The organism is Roseospirillum parvum (genome assembly GCF_900100455.1).
Lineage (GTDB): Bacteria > Pseudomonadota > Alphaproteobacteria > Rhodospirillales > Rhodospirillaceae > Roseospirillum > Roseospirillum parvum.
In genome coordinates, this window is the sequence record NZ_FNCV01000003.1 from 205,171 (window position 1) to 228,092 (window position 22,922).

The 22,922-nt window shown below is 69.8% G+C and carries 26 protein-coding genes; 20 read left to right on the top strand and 6 right to left on the bottom strand.

Translation table 11 applies throughout. The features are described 5' to 3' along the window. Positions 1 to 56: 56 nt before the first annotated feature. From BLR95_RS06045 to gloA, 7 genes are all read left to right on the top strand, one after another. Positions 57 to 602 carry an OmpH/Skp family outer membrane protein gene (locus BLR95_RS06045; RefSeq protein WP_176787666.1) on the top strand — a complete coding sequence of 182 codons (546 nt, stop codon included), beginning with the start codon at positions 57 to 59 and terminating at the stop codon, positions 600 to 602. 7 nt (positions 603 to 609) lie between these two features. Next, positions 610 to 1,638 carry a UDP-3-O-(3-hydroxymyristoyl)glucosamine N-acyltransferase gene (gene lpxD, locus BLR95_RS06050; RefSeq protein WP_092616945.1) on the top strand — a complete coding sequence of 343 codons (1,029 nt, stop codon included), beginning with the start codon at positions 610 to 612 and terminating at the stop codon, positions 1,636 to 1,638. Between the two features lie 102 nt (positions 1,639 to 1,740). Continuing rightward, positions 1,741 to 2,205 carry a 3-hydroxyacyl-ACP dehydratase FabZ gene (gene fabZ, locus BLR95_RS06055; RefSeq protein ID WP_092616948.1) on the top strand — a complete coding sequence of 155 codons (465 nt, stop codon included), beginning with the start codon at positions 1,741 to 1,743 and terminating at the stop codon, positions 2,203 to 2,205. After that, the gene (gene lpxA, locus BLR95_RS06060) at positions 2,205 to 3,005 is read left to right on the top strand and encodes an acyl-ACP--UDP-N-acetylglucosamine O-acyltransferase (protein WP_092616951.1); all 801 of its coding nucleotides are present in this window, start codon (positions 2,205 to 2,207) and stop codon (positions 3,003 to 3,005) included. The genes fabZ and lpxA overlap by 1 nt, the downstream gene beginning before the upstream one ends. Beyond that, positions 2,995 to 3,834: an LpxI family protein gene (locus tag BLR95_RS06065; RefSeq protein WP_092616954.1), complete on the top strand. Its 840-nt coding sequence runs from the start codon at positions 2,995 to 2,997 to the stop codon at positions 3,832 to 3,834. Before lpxA ends, BLR95_RS06065 begins: the two co-directional genes overlap by 11 nt. Then, positions 3,831 to 5,009, top strand: a complete 1,179-nt coding sequence (lpxB, locus tag BLR95_RS06070) for a lipid-A-disaccharide synthase (protein ID WP_092616957.1) — start codon at positions 3,831 to 3,833, stop codon at positions 5,007 to 5,009. Before BLR95_RS06065 ends, lpxB begins: the two co-directional genes overlap by 4 nt. Continuing rightward, positions 5,006 to 5,398 (top strand): lactoylglutathione lyase, encoded by a 393-nt coding sequence (gene gloA / locus BLR95_RS06075; RefSeq protein WP_092616959.1) that lies wholly within the window; start codon positions 5,006 to 5,008, stop codon positions 5,396 to 5,398. The genes lpxB and gloA overlap by 4 nt, the downstream gene beginning before the upstream one ends. A 75-nt stretch (positions 5,399 to 5,473) precedes the next feature. Here the strand turns inward: gloA and BLR95_RS06080 are convergent, their stop codons facing one another. From BLR95_RS06080 to BLR95_RS06095, 4 genes are all read right to left on the bottom strand, one after another. Next, on the bottom strand, positions 5,474 to 6,133 hold the full coding sequence (locus BLR95_RS06080) for a DsbA family oxidoreductase (RefSeq protein ID WP_092616962.1): 660 nt from the start codon (positions 6,131 to 6,133) through the stop codon (positions 5,474 to 5,476). A 176-nt stretch (positions 6,134 to 6,309) separates the two neighbouring features. Further along, positions 6,310 to 6,522 (bottom strand): hypothetical protein, encoded by a 213-nt coding sequence (locus tag BLR95_RS06085; RefSeq protein ID WP_092616965.1) that lies wholly within the window; start codon positions 6,520 to 6,522, stop codon positions 6,310 to 6,312. Positions 6,523 to 6,674: 152 nt separating this feature from the next. After that, positions 6,675 to 7,649, bottom strand: coding sequence for a CorA family divalent cation transporter (locus BLR95_RS06090; protein ID WP_092616968.1), 975 nt, complete (start codon positions 7,647 to 7,649; stop codon positions 6,675 to 6,677). Positions 7,650 to 7,687: 38 nt separating this feature from the next. Continuing rightward, positions 7,688 to 9,283, bottom strand: a complete 1,596-nt coding sequence (locus BLR95_RS06095) for an adenylate/guanylate cyclase domain-containing protein (RefSeq protein ID WP_092616971.1) — start codon at positions 9,281 to 9,283, stop codon at positions 7,688 to 7,690. 318 nt (positions 9,284 to 9,601) lie between these two features. On the opposite strand from BLR95_RS06095, the gene BLR95_RS06100 reads away from it, so the two are divergent. Then, complete coding sequence (locus BLR95_RS06100) at positions 9,602 to 10,630, top strand: M23 family metallopeptidase (protein WP_245689304.1); 1,029 nt, start codon at positions 9,602 to 9,604, stop codon at positions 10,628 to 10,630. A gap of 54 nt (positions 10,631 to 10,684) precedes the next feature. On the opposite strand, the gene hemB is transcribed toward BLR95_RS06100, so the two are convergent. Further along, a complete protein-coding gene (hemB, locus tag BLR95_RS06105; RefSeq protein WP_245689306.1) occupies positions 10,685 to 11,704 on the bottom strand; it encodes a porphobilinogen synthase in 1,020 nt (339 codons plus the stop codon). Positions 11,705 to 11,931: 227 nt separating this feature from the next. On the opposite strand from hemB, the gene BLR95_RS06110 reads away from it, so the two are divergent. The 4 genes from BLR95_RS06110 to BLR95_RS06125 all read left to right on the top strand — a co-directional run bounded on the left by BLR95_RS06110 (position 11,932) and on the right by BLR95_RS06125 (position 15,486). Then, entirely contained in the window at positions 11,932 to 13,074 is a 1,143-nt protein-coding gene (locus tag BLR95_RS06110) for an acyl-CoA dehydrogenase family protein (RefSeq protein ID WP_092616973.1), read from the top strand. A gap of 110 nt (positions 13,075 to 13,184) precedes the next feature. After that, positions 13,185 to 14,258 (top strand): enoyl-CoA hydratase/isomerase family protein, encoded by a 1,074-nt coding sequence (locus BLR95_RS06115; RefSeq protein WP_092616976.1) that lies wholly within the window; start codon positions 13,185 to 13,187, stop codon positions 14,256 to 14,258. 98 nt (positions 14,259 to 14,356) lie between these two features. Continuing rightward, positions 14,357 to 15,247: a 3-hydroxyisobutyrate dehydrogenase gene (gene mmsB / locus BLR95_RS06120; protein WP_092616979.1), complete on the top strand. Its 891-nt coding sequence runs from the start codon at positions 14,357 to 14,359 to the stop codon at positions 15,245 to 15,247. 11 nt (positions 15,248 to 15,258) lie between these two features. Continuing rightward, positions 15,259 to 15,486, top strand: a complete 228-nt coding sequence (locus BLR95_RS06125; protein WP_092616981.1) for a DUF6898 family protein — start codon at positions 15,259 to 15,261, stop codon at positions 15,484 to 15,486. A gap of 24 nt (positions 15,487 to 15,510) precedes the next feature. Here BLR95_RS06125 and BLR95_RS06130 read toward each other — a convergent pair whose 3' ends face one another. Continuing rightward, complete coding sequence (locus BLR95_RS06130) at positions 15,511 to 15,963, bottom strand: Ros/MucR family transcriptional regulator (protein ID WP_092616984.1); 453 nt, start codon at positions 15,961 to 15,963, stop codon at positions 15,511 to 15,513. A 340-nt stretch (positions 15,964 to 16,303) separates the two neighbouring features. Here BLR95_RS06130 and rpiB point away from each other — a divergent pair, with 340 nt between their 5' ends. From rpiB to nusB, 8 genes are all read left to right on the top strand, one after another. After that, on the top strand, positions 16,304 to 16,759 hold the full coding sequence (gene rpiB, locus BLR95_RS06135; RefSeq protein ID WP_092616987.1) for a ribose 5-phosphate isomerase B: 456 nt from the start codon (positions 16,304 to 16,306) through the stop codon (positions 16,757 to 16,759). A 144-nt stretch (positions 16,760 to 16,903) separates the two neighbouring features. Continuing rightward, entirely contained in the window at positions 16,904 to 18,181 is a 1,278-nt protein-coding gene (gene glyA, locus BLR95_RS06140; protein WP_092616990.1) for a serine hydroxymethyltransferase, read from the top strand. A 62-nt stretch (positions 18,182 to 18,243) separates the two neighbouring features. Beyond that, a complete protein-coding gene (nrdR, locus tag BLR95_RS06145; RefSeq protein WP_092616992.1) occupies positions 18,244 to 18,705 on the top strand; it encodes a transcriptional regulator NrdR in 462 nt (153 codons plus the stop codon). 33 nt (positions 18,706 to 18,738) lie between these two features. After that, on the top strand, positions 18,739 to 19,869 hold the full coding sequence (gene ribD / locus BLR95_RS06150) for a bifunctional diaminohydroxyphosphoribosylaminopyrimidine deaminase/5-amino-6-(5-phosphoribosylamino)uracil reductase RibD (RefSeq protein ID WP_176787668.1): 1,131 nt from the start codon (positions 18,739 to 18,741) through the stop codon (positions 19,867 to 19,869). Between the two features lie 48 nt (positions 19,870 to 19,917). Continuing rightward, positions 19,918 to 20,526 carry a riboflavin synthase gene (locus BLR95_RS06155; protein WP_092616995.1) on the top strand — a complete coding sequence of 203 codons (609 nt, stop codon included), beginning with the start codon at positions 19,918 to 19,920 and terminating at the stop codon, positions 20,524 to 20,526. Between the two features lie 69 nt (positions 20,527 to 20,595). Further along, positions 20,596 to 21,765, top strand: a complete 1,170-nt coding sequence (ribB, locus tag BLR95_RS06160) for a 3,4-dihydroxy-2-butanone-4-phosphate synthase (protein ID WP_092616998.1) — start codon at positions 20,596 to 20,598, stop codon at positions 21,763 to 21,765. A gap of 87 nt (positions 21,766 to 21,852) precedes the next feature. Then, positions 21,853 to 22,311, top strand: coding sequence for a 6,7-dimethyl-8-ribityllumazine synthase (locus BLR95_RS06165; RefSeq protein ID WP_092617001.1), 459 nt, complete (start codon positions 21,853 to 21,855; stop codon positions 22,309 to 22,311). A gap of 53 nt (positions 22,312 to 22,364) precedes the next feature. Beyond that, positions 22,365 to 22,922 (top strand): transcription antitermination factor NusB, encoded by a 558-nt coding sequence (gene nusB / locus BLR95_RS06170; RefSeq protein ID WP_092617004.1) that lies wholly within the window; start codon positions 22,365 to 22,367, stop codon positions 22,920 to 22,922.

The following is a 22,922-nucleotide window of genomic DNA, read 5'->3' on the forward strand; positions in this document are numbered from 1 at the left end:
CCCGTCCGGGGCGTCGGACGTCCGTTTCCCGCGCTCTTGTGGCGGCGCTGATCGCGTTGCCGCTGCTCCTGGCTGCCCAGGGCGCCACCGCCCAGCAGGCCAGCCAGCCCCCCGGGCCGGTGGTCGGCGTGCTCGACATGCAGCGGGTCCTGCGCGAGGCCGGCGCCGCCAAGCAGGCGCGGGCCGACCGCGAGCGCTATGCCAGCCAGTACAAGGCCGAGGTCAGCGAGCAGGAAAAGAGCCTGCGCGCCGCCGACCAGGAGTTGGCCCGCCAGCGCACCGTGCTGGCCCCGGAGGCCTTCAACGAGAAGCGCAAGGAGTTCCAGCAGCGTCTGGCCCAGTTCCAGCGTGACGTCCAGGCCCGCCGCCGCAACCTGGAGCGCGCCATGGCCGAGGCGATGAGCGAGATCCAGCGGGCCGTGGTCACCGCCACCGACGAGGCGGCCACCCAGCGGGGGGTCAATCTGGTGCTCTACCGCTCGCAGGTGTTCATGTTTTCCGACCAGATGGACCTTACCCCGACGGTGCTGGAAAAGGTGAACCGCCAGCTTCCCTCGGTGGCCTTCCCCGATCCGGCAACCATGGCCCCGGGCGGCAACTGAGCCGCCGATGCCCGATCCCCGGTTTTTCCCTCCCGGCCCGCCGCTGAGCCTGGGCGAACTGGCCGCGCTGGCCGGCTGCGAGGCGCCGCCGGCCGAGGTGGCCGAGCGCCGGTTCGGCTCGGTGGCGCCGCTCGATCAGGCCGGTCCGGATGACCTGTCGTTCCTCGACAATGCCAAGTACCGCGCCGCCCTGGCCACCACCCGGGCCGGCGCCGTGGTGCTCAAGGCCGAGGAGGCGGAGCGCCTTCCGCAAGGCTGCGTGGGGCTGGTCGCCGCCGATCCCTACCGCGCCTATGCCCGCATGGCGGCGGCCCTGTTCCCGCCGCCCGCGCCGCACCCCGGGGTCGATGCCTCGGCGGTGGTCGATCCCACGGCCCGCCTGGGCGAGGGGGTCGAGGTCGGCCCGCTGGCGGTGATCGGTCCCGAGGTGGAGATCGGCCCGCACAGCCGCATCGGCGCCGGGACGGTGATCGCCCGGGGCGTTGTCATCGGCGCCGCCTGCCGCATCGGGCCGCAGGTCACCCTGATGGCCTGCCGGCTGGGCGACAAGGTGGTGCTGCATCCGGGCGTGCGCATTGGCCAGGACGGCTTCGGCTTCGCCATGTCGGCCGAGGGACACCTGGCGGTGCCCCAGCTCGGCCGGGTGCTGGTCGGCGACGACGTGGAGATCGGCGCCAACACCACCATCGACCGGGGCAGCGGCCCCGACACGGTGATCGGTCCGGGGTGCAGGATTGATAATCTGGTCCAGATCGGGCACAACGTAAGCCTCGGGCGCGGCTGCGTGGTGGTCGCCCAGGTGGGCCTTTCTGGCAGCACCCGGGTCGGCGACTTTGCCGTGCTGGGGGGACAGGTGGGGGTGGCCGGGCATCTTTCCATCGGCGCCGGGGCCCAGGTCGCGGCGCAATCGGGCGTGATGGCGGACATCCCTCCCGGGGTGCGGGTGGGCGGTTTCCCCGCCCAGCCCCTGAAAGAAATGTGGCGCCAGATCGCGGTGCTGAAACGGCTGGCCCGGGGCTCCCGGGACAGCACCTGAAGGGCGTCCCCCACGCCGTGAAGCGGGGCGGGGGGGCGATGGTGGAGGGTCGCGTGGGCCGATGGGAGCCCGCCGGCCGCGCAGGATCGGGGTTCTAAGGCAATGGACGCAGCGACCGAGGCGGTCAACAAGGTCATCGACATCAACCGGATCATGCAGATGATCCCGCACCGCTACCCGATCCTGATGGTTGATCGGGTGATCGACGTGATGCCGGGGGCCTCGGCCGTGGGCATCAAGAACGTCAGCGCCAACGAGCCGTTCTTCCAGGGCCACTTTCCGCAGCGCCCGGTGATGCCCGGCGTGCTGATCGTCGAAGCCATGGCCCAGACCGCCGCCGTGCTGGTGGTCGAGACCCTGGGCCCGGACGCCGAGGGCAAGCTGGTCTATTTCATGAGCGTCGACAGCGCCCGCTTCCGCAAGCCGGTGGAGCCGGGCGACCGGCTTGAGCTGCACGTCAAGAAGGAACGCTCGCGCGGCTCGGTGTGGAAGTTCTCCGCCGAGGGCAAGGTCGGCGACACCCTGGTTGCCGAGGCCACCTACGCCGCCATGATCCTCGACAACTGATGCCCGACATTCATGCCACCGCCCTGGTCGACCCGGCGGCCGAGCTGGCCCCGGATGTGACCGTCGGTCCCTATTGCGTGGTTGGCCCCGAGGTCCGTCTGGCCGCCGGGGTGCGCCTGATGTCGCACGTGGTGGTCGAGGGCCGCACCTCGATCGGTCCGGGCTGCCACGTCTACCCGTTCGCCTCGATCGGCCACGCGCCCCAGGACCTGAAGTACCGGGGCGAGGACTCGCGCCTGGAAATCGGGGCGCACACCACCATCCGCGAGCATGTCACCATCAACCCGGGCACCGAGGGCGGCGGCATGCTGACCCGGGTCGGCGATCACTGCCTGCTGATGGTTGGCGCCCACGTGGCCCACGACTGTCAGGTGGCGGACCATGTCATCCTGGTCAACAACGCCACCCTGGCCGGGCATGTGGAGGTCGGCGAGTTCGCCATCGTCGGCGGCTTGTCGGCCGTGCACCAGTTCGTGCGCATCGGCAAGCATGCCATGATCGGCGGCATGTCGGGGGTGGAGAACGATGTCATCCCCTACGGCTCGGTGACCGGCAACCGGGCCCGCCTGTCGGGCCTCAACATCGTCGGTCTCAAGCGGCGCGGCTTCTCGCGCGACGACATTCACACCCTGCGCGCCGCCTACCGCATGCTGTTCGCCCAGGAAGGCACGTTGGCGGAGCGTCTGGAGGACGTGGCCAAGATGTTCGCCGACCACACGGCGGTGCGCGACATCGTGGACTTCATCCGCGTCGATTCCTCGCGCGCCGTCTGCCAGCCCTACCCGGAAGATGTCGCCTGAGGCGGTCGAGGTCGGCCTTGGCATCATCGCCGGCGGCGGTGTGCTGCCGGTGCAACTGGCCGAGGCCTGCCGCGCCCGGGGCCGGCCGCACACGGTGATTGCCCTCGAAGGCCAGGCCGATCCGACGGCCTACCCGGGCTCGCCGGTGGCGCGTCTGCGTCTGGGGGCGCTGGGCGCCGCGCTGGCCCGTTTCAAGGCCGACGGTATTGGCGAGGTGGTGATGGCCGGCCCGGTGCGCCGCCCCAGTCTGGCCGAACTGCGGCCCGACCTGGAAGGGGTGCGCTTCCTGGCCCGCCATGCCCTGAAGTTGAAGGCGCTGGGCGATGACGGCCTGCTCAGGGTGCTGATCGCCGAGTTCGAGGGGCGTGGCTTCAAGGTGGTCGGCGCCGCCCAGGTGCTGGCCGACCTGCTGGCCCCGCCCGGTGTCTGGACCACCCGCAAGCCCGACCCCCAGGACAGCGCCGACATCACCCGCGCCGCCGCCGTGCTCGATGCCCTGGGGCCGCTCGACGTGGGCCAGGCCTGCGTCGTCCAGCAGGGGCTGGTGCTCGGCGTCGAGGCCATCGAGGGGACCGCCGCCCTGCTCGAACGTTGCGCCGGACTGCGCCGGGCCGGCGGGGGCGGGGTGCTGGTCAAGCTGGCCAAGCCGGGTCAGGAGAGCCGCGTTGACCTGCCGACCATCGGTCCCGACACGGTGGCCCAGGCGGCCCGCGCCGGGCTGGCCGGGGTGGCGGTGGAGGCCGGCCGCGCCCTGGCCCTGGAGCGCCCCCGCCTGATCGCCGAGGCGGAGGCAGCCGGCCTGTTCCTGCTTGGCTGGGAACGACCATGACCAACCCACCCCCCGAGCCGCCACTCATTTTCGTGGTCGCCGGCGAGCCCTCCGGCGACTTCCTGGGGGCCCGTCTGATGGCGGCGCTGAAGGCCGAAACCGGTGGCCACGTCCGCTTTGCCGGGGTCGGCGGCGAGGCCATGGCGGCCGAGGGGTTGACCTCGCTGGTCGATCTTGCCGATCTCGCCGTGATGGGCTTTTTCGAGGTGTTGCCCAAGGCGCCGGTCATCCTGCGCCATCTCAAGCGGGTCGAGGCGGCGGCTCGCGCCGCCCGTCCGGCGGCCCTGGTGACCATCGATTCCTGGGGCTTCACCGGCCGCCTGCACGGCCGGCTGGCCGACGTCCCGTTCCCCCGGGTGCACTACGTGGCGCCCATGGTCTGGGCCTGGAAGGCCAAGCGGGCGGCCACCGTGGCCCAGCGGGTGGACCATCTGCTGACCCTGCTGCCCGACGAGGCCGAGGCTTTCACCCGGCACGGGTTGGCCGTCACCCAGGTCGGCCACCCGGTGGTCGAGGGCGGGGCCGGGCAGGGCGATGGCGCCGCCTTCCGCCAGAGCCATGGCATCCCCCTCGAGGCGCCGTTGCTGTGTCTGCTGCCGGGCAGCCGGCGCATGGAGGTGGGCCGCCTGCTGGACCCCTTCCGCGCCGCCACCGAACGGCTGGCCGCCAGTCGGCCGGGGCTTCAGGTGGTCATCCCCACCGTCGCCACGGTGGCTGATTCCCTGAAGCAGCGGGTTGCGGCGTGGCCGTGGCCGGTCCATGTGGTGAGCGGGGCCGAGGCTCGCCACGGGGCGTTCGCGGCATCGTTCGCGGCCATCGCCGCCTCTGGCACGGTGGCCCTGGAGTTGGCCCGCGCCGGGCTGCCGCACATCGTGGGCTACAAGGTGTCGCCGCCCAGCGCCTTCCTTTACCGGCGCCTGCGCCAGACCGAGTTGGTCAATCTGATCAACATCCTGCTGGGCCGGGTGGTGGTGCCCGAACTGTTGCAGGAGGCCTGCACCGGCCCCCGTCTGGCCGCTGCCCTGGAGGCCCTGCTGGCCGACCCGGCGGCGCTGGCGGCGCAACGCCAGGGGGCCGACGCGGTGATGGCCCGCCTCGGCGGCGCGGGGGCTCCACCCAGCCGACGCGCCGCCCGCGCCGTGCTTCAGTTGATCAACGCCAAGGAGACCGCATGAGCTTCCGCCTTCTTCACACCATGCTGCGGGTGCGCGACCTCGAGGCCTCGCTGGATTTCTACCAGCGCCACCTGGGCATGCGCCTGCTGCGCCGCCAGGACTATCCGGGCGGCCGCTTCACCCTGGCCTTCGTCGGCTACGGCGAGGAAGCCGACAACACGGTGCTGGAACTGACCCACAACTGGGATCAGGACAAGCCCTATGAGCTGGGCGAGGGCTACGGGCACATCGCCATCGCCGTGCAGGACATTTACGGCCTGTGCGAGCGGCTGGCCGAGGCCGGCGTCTCGATCCCCCGGCCGCCCGGTCCGATGAAACACGGCAGCACCGTGATTGCCTTCCTCGAGGACCCGGACGGCTACAAGGTGGAGCTGATCGAGCGCGACTGAGCCCCGTAGGCGAGACAGCCGTCGTGGCGATGGTCCTGGCGATGGTCCTGGGGCAAAAGGACAAGGGTGCCAGGATCAGGTCTGGCGCAGGGAGAGGGTGGCCTCGGTTTCCGCCTCAAGCGCGGTGTCGATCAGGCAGCCCAGGACTTCCGGCTCCTGGGCCCCGGAGATGGCCAGCCCCTGGTTGAACACGAAGCAGGGCACGCCGTTGACCCCCAGGCGGTGGGCCCGGGCGTTTTCGCTGAACACCTGGGCCAACTCGGCCTCGCCGTCCAGCCCCTGGGCCAGGGGGGCGGGATCGAGCCCGACCTCCTCGGCCACCTTTAGCAGGCGTTGGCGGTCGCCCAGATCGACCCCTCGGGCGAAGTAGGCGGTGAACAGCGCCCCGACCAGGGAATCGCGCGGCGCCCCCTCCGGGGCCAGGCGGATCAGCCGGTGGGCCAGCACGGTATTGGGGGTGCGCTCGATGGCCGCCAGATCGATCTCCAGGCCGGCGCCGTGGGCCGCAGCGCTGACCGCCGATTCCATGCGTTCGACGCGGCTCGGGTTGCCGAACTTGCGGGCCAGATAGTCGTGGCGCGAGATGCCCTCGGCGGGCATGTCCGGGTTGAGCAGGAAGGGCCGCCAGGCGCGCCGGGGCGTGATGCCGGGGCGGTGCGCCAGGGCCTGGTCCAGGCGCCGGCAGCCGACGTAGCACCACGGGCAGCAGATGTCGAAAACGATATCCACATCCATCGGCTGGGCCTCCGGGGTGGCCTGGAGCCAGAGCACCTCGCGGCCAGTCGGGGCAGGGGCCGCCGCATGGCCGCGAGGTTGCGCTCTAAACCCATGATTTGAGGGCGTTGCGCAAAACCGGTTCATGGACGCCCACGAGTCCATCCGGGCGCGGAACGCCCCGGAACCGGACGGGGTCAATTGTTCTCGTTGTCGGCCTGGTCGTCGCCTTCCAGCACCACCGGGTTCTCGCCCAGCGGATCGTTTTCCACCATCTCGGCGACGCGGTCGAAGGTTTCGGCGTTGTTGGTCATTTGATCGCTCAGGGAATTGTTGGCCTGGCCGATGCTGCGAAAGAACGTGGCCGCGCTGCGCAGCAGTTTGGCCGCCAGTTCCGCATTGGTCGCCATGGGGGATCCTTCCGTTGGGCTAAAAGGGGCCGTTGGGCTAAAAGGTGCCGTTGGGCTAAAAGGTGCGCGATTGACCGGGCAGCCGGCCTCGACTTGAGGCGATGCTACAAGCTGGCGGCGGCGAGACCAACCCCCCTTTGGCGGAAGAAGGCTCAGTCGTCGCCGCGACGGACCAGGAACCACGTGCCGGCCAGCCCGCCGACGATCAGGCAGCCCAGGCCAAGCAGCCAGAAGCCGAGGGGGTGGCCGTCGCCCGGAATGCCCCCCACGTTGGCCCCGAACAGGGCGGCCAGCAGATTGAGTGGCAGGAAGACGGCGGCCAGCCGGGTCAGCCACAGGCCGCTGGTCGCCACCGCCTCGGCCTGGCGGTCGCGCAACTGGTCCAGGATCAGGCCGCTGTGTTCGCGCTGGGTGTCCAGGGTGGCGGCCAGTCGCTCGGTGGCGTGGGCGATCTCGATGGCCCGTTCCGGCGCGGTCCCGGGGAACCAGGGGGGCGGGGCGGCGGCCAGCTCGTCCAGGGCCTCGGCCTGCGGGCGGACGAAGCGGTGCAGCCAGATGACCTGGCGCTTGAGGGCGACCAGGTCGCCGCGCAGGGGGGCGGGGGCGGTGTCCAGGGCGCTGTCTTCCAGGTCTTCCAGACGTTCGGAGATGGCGCGCACCACGGGTTTCAGGTTGTCGGCCAGGGCGCCGGCCAGGGCCAGCGCCACCTCGACCGGGGCGGCGGGGCCGCGTCCGCCGATCAGCCGCTCGTGGACCTGATCGACCGCCAGCACGCGGCGCAGGCTGACCGAGATCAGCCGCTCGGGCGACATCCACAGCCGCAGCGAGACCATGTCGTCCGGGTCCTGGCCCGGGTTGTGATTGGCGCCGCGCAGGATGAGGATGGCGCCGTCATCGAAAGTGTGGAAACGCGGGCTGGTGTCGTCGGCCATCAGGGCGGCGACGACCAGGGGGTCCAGGTCGGGTTGGGTGGACAGCCAGTCGGTGCAGGCATGCCAGTCCAGATGGATCCATGACCTGCCGCCGGCCGGGCCTGGCGCCACGCCCCCCTTGCCATCCAGGGCAAGGGCGAAGTGGATCCCGCTGGTGGTTTCGGCGGGAGAGGGAGGAGGGGAGGCCGCAGGCATTAAATAGACCGTCTAAATGGACACTCTGATGGCATGTTTTAACTGAGCATGATCTCGGTCACCGCCACGGTGGACAGGTCGCGCAGCTTGAAATTGCGCGGGTCGTCCAGATCGAGCAGGTTGCCGAGGCGGGCGAAGGTGCCAGGGATCAGGGTCGATTCGCCCTGCTGGTGGCGATTGATGCCGAAGCGGATCTCGCGCCGTTCCTCGTGCGACAGTTTGTTCAGGAGGTTCTTGGTGCACCAGATGGCGCCGCCCTGGGCAAAGTCGGACAGTCTGGAGGCGCGGTTGATGGTGTCGCCAAGGGCGGCGAATTCCAGGTGGGTTGGCGTCTGATAGGCGCCGAACCACTCCTGGCCTTCATCAAGCCCGATGTTCAGCACCAGATCGTTGTTCCAGTTCTTGCGGGCCCGCCAGGAGATGTCCACCTTGCGGATCACCTCGCGCATTTCCTGGGCGCAGCGGATGGCGTTGTCCACGTAGTTGCTGTCCGGCTGCGGGAAGAAATAGTACAACATGCCATCGCCGACATGCTTGCCGTGGGTGGCGTGGTACTTGCGCAACAAGGGCTCCATGGCCCGCCAGATGCCGTTGACCATCTCGAAATATTCTTCCGGCGGCAACTCGACGCAGATGCGTGACGAATCCTCGAGGTCGGCCACCACCACCGCCAAGGGGGTCAGGTAGGGGCGGCGTCGGCGCAACAGCTCGCGGATCACCTGATCGCGGCGCCCCAGCAGGCCCAGCCACTGGTCGCTGGGATCGCGCGCCGGCACGTAGACGAAAAAAATGCCTTCCCGGAAGAAGGCGGCATAGATGCGAAACCAGCGCGGCTCCTCGTCGGCCACCGCCAGATTGACGTCGGTGTGGGCCAGCCCGCTGCGGTTGGCCGCCCCGACCCGGTTATAGGCCTCGAACACCAAACCGGCGTTGCGCTTGGACAGATGGGCGCAGAGGGTGTAGACAATCGATTGCGGCAGCCGGCTCTTGGCGCAGGACAGGTGGAAGCGAACCAGTTCCTCCCAGTCCTCGGCGCCGGGCAGGTCGGAGCGCCGGTCGAGCAGGCCGAACAGTCCACGCTCGGTGATGTCCGAGGGCATGTCGCTGGCCGGGCGCTGCAACAGTTGATGCTCGGCCGCCGGATTCCACCACTCCAATTCCAACCGGTTGTTGATCATGTAGGCCGGGTGTTCGATGGCATCCAGATCAAGCCCGCCCCAGCCGGCGGCGCCGGGGGGCGACGTCCGTGGCTTGGCCGGGCCGGCGGCGGGGGGCGGCGGCGCGGCGACCTCGGGAGCGGGAGGGGGCGTTTGTGGGCCGGCGTCGGGCCGCGCCACTTCCTGCACGATGCTGTCCAGGGTGCGGCCCTGGCTTTTCAGCGCCTGGACCCGCCGCACGGTCTCGATGGCGGTCTTGGGGAAGAAGCCCAGGCGCCGGGTTCGCCCGCTGCCGGTCAGCACCTTGACAGCCGGCTGCGGCAGCAGGCCGAGGGCGACATAGTTGTTGAGGGTGGCGCGGGAGATGCCGGTCGCCGCCATCAGGTCCTTGCTGCTGACCTCGGGAGGTGCCGAAACCGGCGTGGATGGTGCGGCGTGGGCCGTGGCGGCCAAGGAACCTGCGGGTGAGGGGGGCATGGCGTGCCTCCGTCGGCGGGCGGCCCGGGCAATGGAAGGTCGCGGCCGGGAACGGGGCCGAATGTACAAGACAATTCATAGACAGTCAAAGGGAAACGTGCATGTTTTTCCGTTCCTTGCGCCATGTCCACGAAGCGATGCGATGCGACTGTGTGTCCAAGACGGCATCAATTGTCCATGTTTCAGTGGTGTGACACGGCAACCGTCTGGACTGTCTAGGCGCAGGAAGAATCAACCCTCTCCAATCTGGACAATCTCGCGTGACGCACCGTGCGCCGGCCGGTTTGCAGGTCCGCCGGGCGTGGTATAGTCCCCTCCATGATGCTTCGCCTGCCACCACCGCGCCCGATGATGATCCTGCTGCCGTTGCTGCTGGCGACCGGCTGCACGCCCTATTACCGGTCGGCCGACGATGGCGCCTCGGCCGGCCAGGTGGCGGCACCGGCGGCCCGCGCCGCCAGCCTTCAGCGCACCGCACGGCTTTCCGGTGGCGGCACGGTCACGGTCGGCCCCGGCGACACCCTTTATGGGTTGGCCGGGGCCCATGACGTGCCCTCGCGGGCGCTGATCGAGGCCAACCGCCTCGATCCGCCCTATCTGCTGACGGTGGGGCAGCGGCTGGAACTGCCCCGGCTGCGGCTCTACCGGGTGCAGGCTGGCGACACCCTGTTCGCCATCGCCCGCGACTTCGGGGTGGAGATGCACGCCCTGGCCCGCCTGAACGACATCACGCCGCCTTACGTGATCCGCGTCGGCCGCGACCTGATCCTCTCCGACCGGGCCGCCGGCAGCGTCGCCGGCGCGGCCGCCGCGCCCGAGCCGGTGGCCAGCACCTCCCTGCCGCCGCCCGCCACCACCCCGGACAATCCCCCCGCCCAGAGACCGGCCGAGCCCGCCTTCGCGGCCCCCTCCGATCCGGTGGCCGCCGCCACCCCGCCGCCGCCGCCACCCCGCCAGGGCGGGCGTTTCCTGTGGCCCATCGAGGGCGGCGAGGTGATCTCGCGCTTCGGCTCGGTGGGGGGGGGGCTGTTCAACGACGGCATCAACATCGCCGCCCCGGCCGGCACGCCGATCCGCGCGATCGAGAACGCGACCGTGGTCTACGCCGGCAACGAGTTGAAAGGGTTCGGCAATCTGGTGCTGCTGAAGCACGCCGACGGGTGGATGAGCGCCTACGCCCACGCCCGGCAGGTGCTGGTCGCCAAGGGGGCGACGGTGCAGCGCGGCGAGATCATCGCCCGGGTCGGGCAGAGCGGCAACGTGGACACCCCGCAGCTTCATTTCGAGCTGCGCCAGGGCTCGCGCCCGGTGGATCCGGAAAGCAGGCTGGCCGCCGCCCGGGGATAGTCTCCCGGGGCGGCGTTGTTCCTGGCAAGGCTGGGTCCCGTTGAGCGGCCGTGCTCAGCCGGTCTTCAGGCGCTGCGCCACGTCCAGCGCGAAGTAGGTCAGCACGGCGTCGGCGCCGGCCCGCTTGAAGGCCATCAGCGACTCCATGGCGGCGGCCTCGCCGTCCAGCCAGCCGTTGTCGGCGGCGGCGCGGATCATGGCGTATTCGCCGCTCACCTGATAGGCGGTGGTGGGCAGGCCGAAGGTTTCCTTCACCCGCCGGATGATGTCGAGATAGGGCAGGCCGGGCTTGACCATCAGCATGTCGGCTCCCTCGGCGACGTCCAGCGCGCATTCGCGCAGCGCCTCGTCGGAGTTGGCCGGGTTCATCTGATAGGTCTTCTTGTCGCCCTTGAGCGCGCCGCCCGAGCCGATCGCGTCACGGAACGGACCGTAGAAGGCCGAGGCGTACTTGGCGGCATAGGAGATCAGCCGCACGTGCTGGAAGCCGGCCTCGTCCAGGCCCTGGCGGATGGCCCCGATGCGGCCGTCCATCATGTCCGAGGGGCCGAGCAGGTCGCAGCCGGCCCGGGCCTGGTTGACCGCCTGGCGGATCAGCATTTCCACCGTCAGGTCGTTGGCCACGTAGCCATCGACCACCACGCCGTCGTGGCCGTCGGAGTTGAACGGGTCGAGCGCCACGTCGCACATGATGCCGATCTGCGGGTGCGCCGCCTTGATCTCGCGCACCGCCCGGCAGACCAGGTTGTCGGGGTTGCTGGCCTCGCGACCGTCAGGCGTCTTCAGGGCCGGATCGATGGAGGGGAACAGGGAAATGGCTGGAATGCCAAGCTCGACGGCCCGGCCGACCGCCTCGCTCAGCCGGTCGACGCTGAAGCGGCGGACCCCGGGCATGGAGGCCACCTCCTGGGTCTGATCGGTGCCCTCCACCACGAACACCGGCCAGATCAGGTCGTTCACGGTCAGGGTGTTCTCGGCGACCAGGCGGCGGGTCCAGTCGTCATGGCGGTTGCGGCGCAGCCGGGTGGCCGGATAACGGCCGGGGAAGGCGGCGAAGTTGCTGTGGGTGCCCAAGGCCTTGGCTCTTTCGTGCTGGAGGGGTCGAGGTGACAGGGGGGCCCCGCCGGGGTCCGTCGGCACCTTACCCAAGCGCCGCCGGCTCGACAAGGCGGGCCGACGGCCCTGGAACGGACCACGGGGAAATTGTATACAACGCTTGGCAAGCGGCTCGGCGGGCGGCTAAACTCGCCGTCACCGAGGGCCGCCCGGCGGCCTTCTCCACAATCCGAAGGCACCCTGAGATGGATTTCGAACTCACCGAGGATCAGCGCCTGATCCAGGACATGGCCAGCCAGTTCGCCCAGGGCGAGATGGCTCCCGAGGCGGCTCGCTGGGATGCCGGGAAGATCTTCCCCGAGGACGTGCTGCGCCACGCCGCCGAGCTGGGCTTCGCCGGCATCTATGTGGGCGAGGACGTGGGCGGCACCGGCCTGGGCCGCATCGAGGCGGCCTTGATCTTCGAGGAGCTGGCCAGCGCCTGCCCCTCCACCGCGGCCTACATCTCGATCCACAACATGGCCGCCTGGATGATCGACCGCTTCGGCAACCCGGAGCAACGCCAGGCCTTTCTGCCTTCGCTGTGCACCATGGCGCACTTCGCCAGCTATTGCCTGACCGAGCCGGGCGCGGGATCGGACGCCGCCGCCCTCAAGACCCGGGCCGTGCGCGATGGCGACCACTACGTGCTGAATGGTTCCAAGGCCTTCATCTCGGGGGGCGGGCGCAGCGACATCTACGTGGTCATGTGCCGCACCGGCGAGGACGGGCCCAAGGGCATCTCGACCCTGGTCGTGCCCAAGGACGCGCCGGGGCTGTCGTTCGGCCGCCAGGAGGAGAAGATGGGCTGGAACAGCCAGCCCACCGCCGCCGTGATCTTCGAGGATTGCCGGGTGCCGGTGGCCAACCGCCTGGGCGAGGAGGGGGACGGCTTCAGGATCGCCATGATGGGGCTGGATGGCGGGCGCCTGAACATCGGCGCCTGCTCGCTGGGCGGGGCGCGGACGGCGCTGCATGCGGCGCGCGACCACCTGGGCGAGCGCAGGCAGTTCGGCAAGCCGCTGGCCGCCTTCCAGGCCCTGCAGTTCAAGATCGCCGACATGGTGACCGAGCTGGAGGCGGCCCGCCTGCTGTTGCACAAGGCGGCCCTTAAGCTGGATGCCAAAAGCCCCGATGCCACCCAGTACTGCGCCATGGCCAAGCGACTGGCCACCGACACCGGCTTTGCCGTCTGCAACGACGCGCTGCAACTGTTCGGCGGCTACGGCTATGTGCGCGAATATCCCATCGAGCGGCTGTTGCGCGACCTTCGGGTTCACCAGATCCTGGAAGGCACCAACGAGATCATGCGCCTGATCGTCGCCCGCCGGGTGCTCGAGGCGGGCTGACCGGGTGGGGTCGGCCACCACCCCAAGCGAGGTGGCGCGGCCGTCCGGGCCGATGGTACAACCAGGGGCGGGATTCCCCCAGGCTCCAGATGGGAGGCACAAGGCGGTCAATGAGTGACGCGGAAGTCGAATTCTCGGTCAGCAACGGTGTCGGGCGCATCCATCTCAACCGACCGAAGGCGCTGAACGCCCTGACCCTGTCCAAGATCCGCCTGATCGCCCCGCAACTGGACGCCTGGGCGGCCGACGACGCGGTGCACGCGGTGGCCATCACCGGCGAGGGCACCAAGGCGTTCTGCGCCGGCGGCGACATCCGGGCCATCCACGACGCCATCCGGGGCGGCGACAGCGCCTTCCTGGCCGCCTTCTTTGCCGAGGAATACCGCCTCAACCGGCGCATCAAGACCTATCCCAAGCCCTACGTGGCGATCATGGATGGCATCACCATGGGCGGCGGGGTCGGGGTTTCGGTGCACGGCACCTATCGGGTGGCCACCGAAAACACCGTGTTCGCCATGCCGGAGACCGGCATCGGCTTCTTTCCCGACGTCGGCGGCACCTACTTCCTGCCCCGCTGTCCGGGGGCGCTGGGCACCTTCCTGGGCCTGAGCGGGGCGCGGCTCAACGCCGCCGACGCGCTCTATGCCGGGGTGGTCACCCACCACGTGCCGAGCCACGCCATCCCCTCGCTGTTGCAGGCCCTGGGCGAGGCGGAGCGCGATCTGTCGGACGTCGGCGACTATCACTCGGCGATGACCACGGTGCTCGACATGTACCACGAGGACCCCGGCCACTCGGCCCTGGAAGAGCGCCAGGAGATGATCGACCGCTGCTTCGGGCAGGCCAGCGTCGAGGAGATCCTCGACGCCCTGAAGGATGAGGACGCGGTGTGGGCGGCCGAGCAGTACGCCGTCCTGGCCGAGAAGTCGCCGATGGCCCTCAAGGTGGCCTGCCGCCAGTTGCAGGTTGGCCGCCACGTGGACTTCGACCGCGCCATGCAGATCGAATACCGGCTGTCGCAGCGCTTCTGTCAGGGACACGACTTTCCGGAAGGCATCCGGGCCACCATCATCGAGCGCGGCACCACCCCGGAGTGGTCGCCGGCCGGGCTCGACACGGTCGACGCGGCGGCCGTGGATGGCTGCTTCGCCCCCTTGCCGGAAGGCGATCTGGCCTTCGACTGAACGGCTGAGGCGAACCGGCAACCGGGCCGGCAAGCGGTCCGGCCGACCAATCACCAACCATACAAATCACCGAACACACATCTGGGAGGGGTTCCGTCATGAGCACCATCGCCTTCATCGGTCTCGGCAACATGGGCGGGCCGATGGCCGCCAATCTGCTCAAGGCCGGCCACGCGGTGCGCGGCTTCGACTTGTCGCGCGAGGCCGGCGACCGGCTGGTCGGGCAGGGGGGCACGATGGCCGCCACCGTGGCCGAGGCGGTGCATGGCGCCGAGGTGGTGGTGAGCATGCTGCCGGCCGGCCAACATGTGCGCGAGGTCTACAGCGGCGAGGGCGGGGTGATCGGCGCGGCGGCGCCGGGCGCCCTGTTCATCGACTGTTCGACCATCGACGTGGACAGCGCCCGCGCCGTCGCCGAGGCGGCCGAGACAGCCGGCTTCGCCATGCTCGACGCGCCGGTGTCGGGCGGTGTCGGGGGGGCCGAGGCGGGCACCCTGACCTTCATGGTCGGCGGTCCGCAAGCGGCGCTGGAGCGGGCCCGCCCCTTGCTCGAGGTGATGGGCAAGGCGGTGGTTCATGCCGGCGGCCCGGGCAACGGTCAGGCCGCCAAGATCTGCAACAACATGATCCTCGGCATCTCGATGATCGCGGTGGGCGAGGCGTTCACCCTGGCCCGCCGGCTGGGGCTGTCCGATCAGGCGCTGTTCGACATTTCCAGCAAGGCGTCGGGCCAGTGCTGGTCGCTGACCACCTATTGCCCGGTCCCCGGCCCGGTGCCCACCTCGCCGGCCAACCGCGACTATCAGCCCGGGTTCTCGGCGGCGATGATGCTGAAGGATCTGAAGCTGGCGCAAGAGGCGGCGGCGCGGGCCGGCGCGGCGACGCCGCTCGGCGCCTCGGCGGAATCGCTGTATGCGCTGTTCGTCAACGCCGGACAGGGCGGCAAGGATTTCTCCGGCATCATCCGCATGCTGGATGGCGAGAGCTGACCGGGCGGGCGATGAGCCGGCACCCAGGGTATTCGCCGACCGGGCGGCAGGTCCTCTTCGAGTTCGTCTACCAGGGGGCCTACGTGAAGGTGTCGGCCATCGACCCCGAAACCGGCACCGAGGTGTCGATCGTCGGCGACCCGACGCGCGGCAGGGAGGCGCTGAAGTGGGTCGCCGCCAACAAGTTGGCCTATGTGTTGAAGCGCGGTGGCGCAAAGGGGGGCGGCGCGACGCGTTGACCTCGCGGCGGCCGCGCCATCGCTTTATCCCTGATCGGAGGACCCCTTGCCGGCCTTGCCCAGACCGATGCGGCGCGCGAAGTCGGCCCGCTGGCGGGCGTAGCTGGGAGCGACCATGGGATAGTCGGCCGGCAGCCCCCACTTGGCCCGGTACTCGTCGGGCGACAGACCATAGGTGGTGCGCAGGTAACGCTTCAGCATTTTCAGCTTCTTGCCGTCCTCCAGACAGACCAGATAGTCGTCGGTCACCGAGCGCTTGACGGGTACGGCCGGCTGGGGCGGCGGCGCCTCGGCGGCCTGACGGACCTCGTTCAGGGTGCTGAAAACCTGTCGGATCAGGCCGGGAATCTCGGCCCCGGGCACCGGGTTGTGGCTCAGGTAGGCTTCGACCAGGGTGCCGGTCAGGCGGATCAGATCAGCCCGCCCGGTGGTTGGCGGGTGGTCGTCGTGGGCGGCATTGGAAATTGTATTACTCATTCCTGTGTCCATTATTTTTGATGGGTGTGTACAACCGAGACAATCGGTAAATACACTTATCAGCGGGTGTAGCATTCATTGCACGGTCCGCTGGCAAGGTCAATTGAAACCGGCAGCCAGCCACAACCGAAGGCGGTTCTTTCTACTGGGGTGTTTTGTGCATGCACCCATTGGCTGCGTTCTGGGATGGCGCGCGGCGCGACCGGGGCAGCCGATGGCGGGGTGGGCCGTGGGGTGCTCCATTGGCAAAGCGCCCCGACATATGGTAACACCGTGACCGCCTGCCGCCGCATGTGGCGGCCCCCCGCGGACAACGACCGAGCGTGAGCGATCCTTGACCATGAGCGCGCCCACTCCCTTTCCCGCCCAGACCCTGGCCCTGGCTGGTGACCACGGCGGGGTCGAGTTGAAAGCCGCCCTGGCCGCCTGGGCCAGCGAGCGCGGTTTGAAGGTGTTGGACTTGGGCACCGAGGGACCGGAGTCGGTCGACTATCCGGTGTTCGCCGACCGTCTGGCCGAGGCCCTGGCCGAGGGTCGGGCCGAAGCCGGGGTGCTGGTCTGTGGCACCGGCATCGGCATCAGCATCGCCGCCAACCGGCACCGCCATGTGCGCGCCGCGCTGATCCACGACGCCCTGGGGGCCCGCCTGTGCCGCGAGCACAACGATGCCAACGTGATCTGCTTCGGTGGCCGGACCACCGGCGTGGAAACCGCCCGCGACTGTCTGAAGGTGTTTCTTGAAACCGCCTTTGAGGGGGGGCGGCACACCCGGCGCGTCGCCATGTTCAGTGATTGAGTTCAGTGCTTGAGTTCGGTGACTGAGTTCGGTGACTGAGCTCAGCGCCCCATTCCAGCGACCCAGCTCAACAACCGGGCGCGCCGCCCGAACCGCCGCTTGCCCATCCCCACAACCTCATCCCTCTAGGATCGGACCCTTTCCGTGAACGACTTCTTCACCGCCGACCTCGCCACCCGTGACCCCGCCATCGCCGCCGCCGTGGGCCAGGAGCTGACCCGCCAGCAGGACCAGATCGAACTGATCGCCTCGGAGAACATCGTCTCGCGCGCCGTGCTCGAGGCAGCCGGCACGGTGCTCACCAACAAGTACGCCGAGGGTTATCCCGGCAAGCGCTACTACGGCGGCTGCGACGAGGTGGACATCGCCGAGAAGCTGGCCATCGAACGGGCCTGCAAGCTGTTCGACTGCACCTTCGCCAATGTCCAGCCGCACTCCGGGGCGCAGGCCAACGGCGCCGTCATGCTGGCTCTGGTCAAGCCGGGCGACACCGTGATGGGCATGTCGCTGGCCGCCGGCGGCCACCTGACCCACGGCGCCCCGCCGGCGTTGTCCGGCAAGTGGTTCAACGCCGTGCAGTACGGCGTGCGGCGCGAGGATGCGCGCATCGACATGGACGAGGTGGCCCGGCTTGCCGAGGAGCACAAGCCGAAGCTGATCATCTGCGGCGGCTCGGCCTATCCCCGGGTGATCGACTTCGCCGCCTTCCGCGAGATCGCCGACCGGGTCGGCGCCTATCTGATGGTCGACATGGCCCACTTCGCCGGGCTGGTCGCCGCCGGGGTCCACCCCAGCCCGCTGCCCCATGCCCATGTGGTCACCACCACCACCCACAAGACCCTGCGCGGCCCGCGCGGCGGCATGGTGCTGTCCAACCACCCCGACATCGGCAAGAAGATCAATTCGGCCGTCTTCCCGGGCCTGCAGGGCGGCCCGCTGATGCACATCATCGCCGCCAAGGCGGTGGCTTTCGGCGAGGCTCTGTCCGACGACTTCAAGACCTACGCCCGGCAGGTGGCCGACAACGCCACGGCTTTGGCCGCCAGCCTGGTCGAGGGCGGGCTCGACATCGTCTCCGGTGGCACCGACACCCACCTGATGCTGGTCGACCTGCGGCCCAAGGGGGTGACCGGCAACATCGCCCAGGAAAGCCTGGAGCGGGCCGGCATGACCTGCAACAAGAACGGCATTCCCTTCGACCCGGAAAAGCCGACGGTGACCTCCGGCGTGCGGCTGGGCACCCCGGCCGGCACCACGCGCGGCTTCGGCACCGCCGAGTTCGCGCAAGTGGGACGGATGATCGTCGAGGTGCTGGACGGTCTGGCCGCCAACGGCCCGGATGGCAACGGCGCCGTGGAGCAGGCGGTGCGCGGCCGGGTGGTCGAGTTGTGCCGCCGCTTCCCCATCTATCCGGGGCTTTGAGAACCTTCATTCCGACACCGTAACGAGGCCCCGGGGCGGGGCGCAAGGGGAGGGAGCCGGGCATGCGCTGTCCGTTCTGTGGTCACGAGGATACCCAGGTGAAGGACTCCCGTCCCACCGAGGATAACGCCGCCATCCGTCGGCGGCGTTATTGCCCGAAGTGCCAGTCCCGCTTCACCACCTTCGAACGGGTCCAGTTGCGTGATCTGGTGGTGGTCAAGAAGAACGGCAAACGCTCGCCCTTCGACCGCGACAAGCTGACCCGCTCGATTGCCATCGCCTGCCGCAAGCGGCCCATCGAGCCGGAGCGGATCGAGCATGTTGTCAATGGTATACAGCGCCGTCTTGAAAGCTCGGGTGAGAGCGAAATCCCGTCCTCCATGATCGGCGAGCTGGTCATGGAGGTGCTGCACGGGCTCGATCCGGTGGCCTATGTGCGCTTCGCCTCGGTCTACAAGAACTTCCGCGAGGTGCAGGACTTCGGCACCTTCGTCGAAACCCTGGGCGGCGACGGCGAGCCCTAGGCTCTCCGTCCCGACAACCCCCGCCAACCTCGAATGACCCCGGAAACCGACCGCGCCCACATGGTTGCCGCCCTCGGGCTGGCTGCCCGGGGGCTCGGTCGGGTGGCGCCCAACCCGGCGGTCGGCTGTGTGCTGGTCGACCCCGCCGGGCGGGTGGTCGGGCGCGGCTGGACCCAGCCCGGCGGCCGCCCCCACGCCGAGACCGAGGCCCTGGCCCGGGCCGGCGAACGGGCCCGGGGGGCCACCGCCTACGTCACCCTGGAGCCGTGCAGCCACCACGGCAAGACCCCGCCCTGCGCCGATGCCCTGATCGCCGCCGGGGTGGCCCGGGTGGTGGTTGCCTGCGCCGATCCCGATCCCCGGGTCTGTGGGCGCGGGCTGGCCCGCCTGAGGGAAGCCGGCATCGAGGTGGTCGAAGGCCTGCTGGCCGAGGAGGCATGGCACCTCAATCGCGGCTTTTTCCTGCGCCTGCAGGCCGCCCGGCCGCTGGTCACCCTGAAGCTGGCCACCTCGCTGGATGGCCGCATCGCCCTGCACGACGGCACCAGCCAGTGGATCACCGGCCCCGAGGCACGGGCCGACGGCCACCGCCTGCGGGCCACCCACGACGCGGTGCTGGTCGGCAGCGGCACCGCCCTGGCCGACGACCCGGCGCTGACCTGCCGGCTGCCCGGCGCCGCCGAGCCGGGGCCGGTGCGGGTGGTCGCCGATGGCCGCCTGCGCCTGTCCAGGGACAGCCGTCTGGCGCGCACCGCCCGGGAAGGGCCGACCTGGGTGGTCACCACGCCGGCCGCCGACCCGGCCCACCGGGCCCACCTGGAGGCGGCCGGGGTGCGCCTGCTTGAGGTGGCGCCGGACGGCAGCGGCTCGCCGGCACCGGCGGCCCTGTTGTCGGCCCTGGCCGGGGCCGGGTTGACCCGTGTGCTGGTCGAGGGCGGGGGGCGGCTGGCCGCCGCCTTCCTGATCGACGATCTGGTCGATGATCTGATGATCTACCGGGCCCCCCGGGTGCTGGGCGGCGATGCCCGGCCGGCGGTCGCCGCGCTGGGCCTGGCCGGGGCGGCCGGGCTGGCCGCCGCGCCCGGCTTTCGGCTTGTCGCCCGGCGCCGCTTGGGCGAGGATGAGGCGACCCTGTTGACCCGCCCGGCGCGGCGCCCCACCTGAGCCGGGGCAACGCCCTTCATTCCAAGAAAAACAAGGCTTTCCATCCCTATGTTCACCGGCATCATCACCGACATCGGCAGCGTGCGCGAGATCCGCACCGACGGCGAGACCCGCTTCACCATCGCCTCGTCCTACCCCACCGCCGAGATTCCCCTCGGCGCTTCCATCGCCCATGACGGCTGCTGCCTGACGGTGATCGAGACCGGCCCCGACTGGCACGCCGTCGAGGCCTCGGCCGAAACCCTGTCCAAGACCAACCTGGGTCACTGGCAGGTCGGCACCCGGGTCAACCTGGAGCGTGCCCTGGCCATGGGCGACGAGTTGGGCGGGCACATCGTTTCCGGCCACGTCGATGGTCTGGCCCGGGTGGTCGACCGCCGGCCGGACGGGGAATCGGTGCGCTTTTCCTTCGAGGTCCCGGCCGATCTGGCGCCTTTCGTGGCGCCCAAGGGCTCGGTGGCGCTGAACGGCGTGTCGCTGACCGTCAACGAGGTCGAGGGCAACGGCGACGGCACCCGTTTTGGCATCAACATCATCCCGCACACCCTTGAGGCCACCACCTTTGGCGGGCTTCAGGTGGGGGCGCAGGTGAATATGGAAATCGATATGCTGGCACGCTATGTTGCGCGCCTTCTGGAGTGCCGCGAGGCCGGCTGAGCCAACGCGCCCCGTCATCCGGCCCCGTTATTCGCCCCCGTTATCCGTCATCGAAAGACTGTCGTCCCCATGGCCGAGCCGCTTTCCGTTTCCCGGGCTTCTCCCGCCGAGGTCGCCGCCCACGCCGGCTTCGGCGAGTATCTGTCCTCGGTCGAGGAGATCATCGAGGACGCCCGCAACGGCCGCATGTTCATCCTGGTTGATGACGAGGACCGGGAGAACGAGGGGGATCTGGTCATCCCGGCCCAGATGGCGACCCCGGAGGCGATCAACTTCATGGCCCGCTTCGGGCGCGGCCTGATCTGTCTGGCCCTGACCCCGAAGCGCTGCCACGAGCTGGAGCTGCCGCTGATGCCGCAGCACAACCAGTCGCGGCTGTCCACCGCCTTCACCATCAGCATCGAGGCGCGGGAAGGGGTGACCACCGGCATTTCCGCCTCGGACCGGGCGCGCACCATCGCCGTGGCCATTGATCCGGACAAACAGCGCCGCGATCTGGCCACCCCGGGCCATGTCTTTCCGCTGATGGCCCGCGAAGGGGGCGTGCTGGCCCGCGCCGGCCACACCGAGGCGGCGGTCGACGTGGCCCGCATGGCCGGGCTCAACCCGGCCGGGGTGATCTGCGAGATCATGAACGACGACGGCTCCATGGCCCGCATGCCGGATCTGGTCCGCTTCGCCCAGCACCATGGCCTGAAGATCGCCACCATCGCCGATTTGATCGCCCACCGCCGGCGCACCGAGACCCTGGTCAGCCGGGAGCTGGAAACCGCTTTCCGCTCGACCCACGGCGGCGACTGGCGGATGATGATCTACACCAACACCGTGCAGCACGCCGAGCACATCGCCCTGGTCAAGGGCGACCCCACCGAGGGGCCGGCGATGGTTCGCGTGCATGCCGTCAACGTGCTCGACGACGTGCTGGGTGCCTGCGACGGCGATGGCCCCTGTGGCACCGACCTGCGCGGCGCCATGCAGGCCATCGCCGAGCACGGGCGGGGCGCCGTGGTGCTGATCCGCGAACCCTCGCCGACGGCGCTCAGCGACCGCATCCGGGCCCAACTGGCCGGCGAGGGCGAGGGGCCGAAACTGATCGACTATGGCGTCGGGGCGCAAATCCTGCTGGACCTCGGGGTTCGGGACATGATCCTCTTGACCAACCACGCCAAGCACATCATCGGCCTGGAGGGGTACGGCCTGACCGTGGTCGAACAGCGACCCATCGGCCGGATGGCCTGACCGACCCGCCGGGGCGGCGGGGCGGCGGCTGGTTCGCGCCGCGACCTCCTCCCGGCGCGACAACCTCAATCAGGGGCAAGACACATCATGGCCAACGGACCCCGCGTTCTGATCGTTGAATCGCGTTTCTACGAGGACATCTCCGACCATCTGGCAGCCGGCGCGGTGAACGCCCTGAGCGAGGCCGGGGTCGGCTACAAGCGGGTTTTCGTGCCGGGAATCATGGAGATTCCGCCGGTCATCCGCTATGCCATCCGGGCCATGGAACTGCGCGCCACCGACTATCGCTACAGCGGCTACGTGGTTCTGGGCTGCGCCATCAAGGGCGCCACCGACCACTACGAGCACGTCTGCCGCGAGGCCATTTCCGGCGTCCAGGCGCTGGCCGTGCAGTACTCGCTGGCCCTGGGCAACGGCATCCTGACCTGCCAGACCCGCCAGCAGGCCGAGGAGAGAGCCCGGGTCGACGGCGACTATGACGTTGGCGGCCGGGCCGCCAAGGCCTGCCTGCGCCTGCTTGAGGTGAAGCGGGAAGTCGGCCTGTAACGCCTCCCATCCCGCGCCGCCAAGCCCCGCCACCCTTTCGTTTCGATAGAAGAATGACCGCCGACACCCCTCCAACGCCGCTGGCCGAAACCCCGGCCGATCCGCGCTCCATGGCCCGCCTCAACGCCGTACAGGCGCTGTATGGGCTGGCCGTCAGCGAGGCCGCCGTCGATGACGTGCTGCTCCAGTTCCTGCCCCAGCGCCTGGGCGACGAGCGGCTGGGCGGCGCCTCCATCGAGGAGGACCCGGACACCGGCGACGAAACCGACGTTTCCCTGGGCGAGCCGGACAGCGCCCTGCTGATCCGGCTGGTGCGCGGGGTTTGTGAGCGGCGCGACGACCTGGATCGCCTGATCGGCGGCGCCCTGACCGGCGACTGGACCCTGGCCCGCCTGGAGTTGACCGTGCTCTGCCTGCTCCAGGCCGGGGTGTGGGAACTGCTGGCCCACGCCGAGGTGCCATCCAAGGTGGTCATCACCGAGTACGTGGAGCTGGCCCGGGCCTTCTACGCCGGTCCCGAGCCGGCCATGGTCAACGCGGTGCTCGACCGGCTGGCCCGCACCGTGCGCGAAGGCGGCCTTGCCGCCGCCCCGCCACCAAGCGCCGGATAG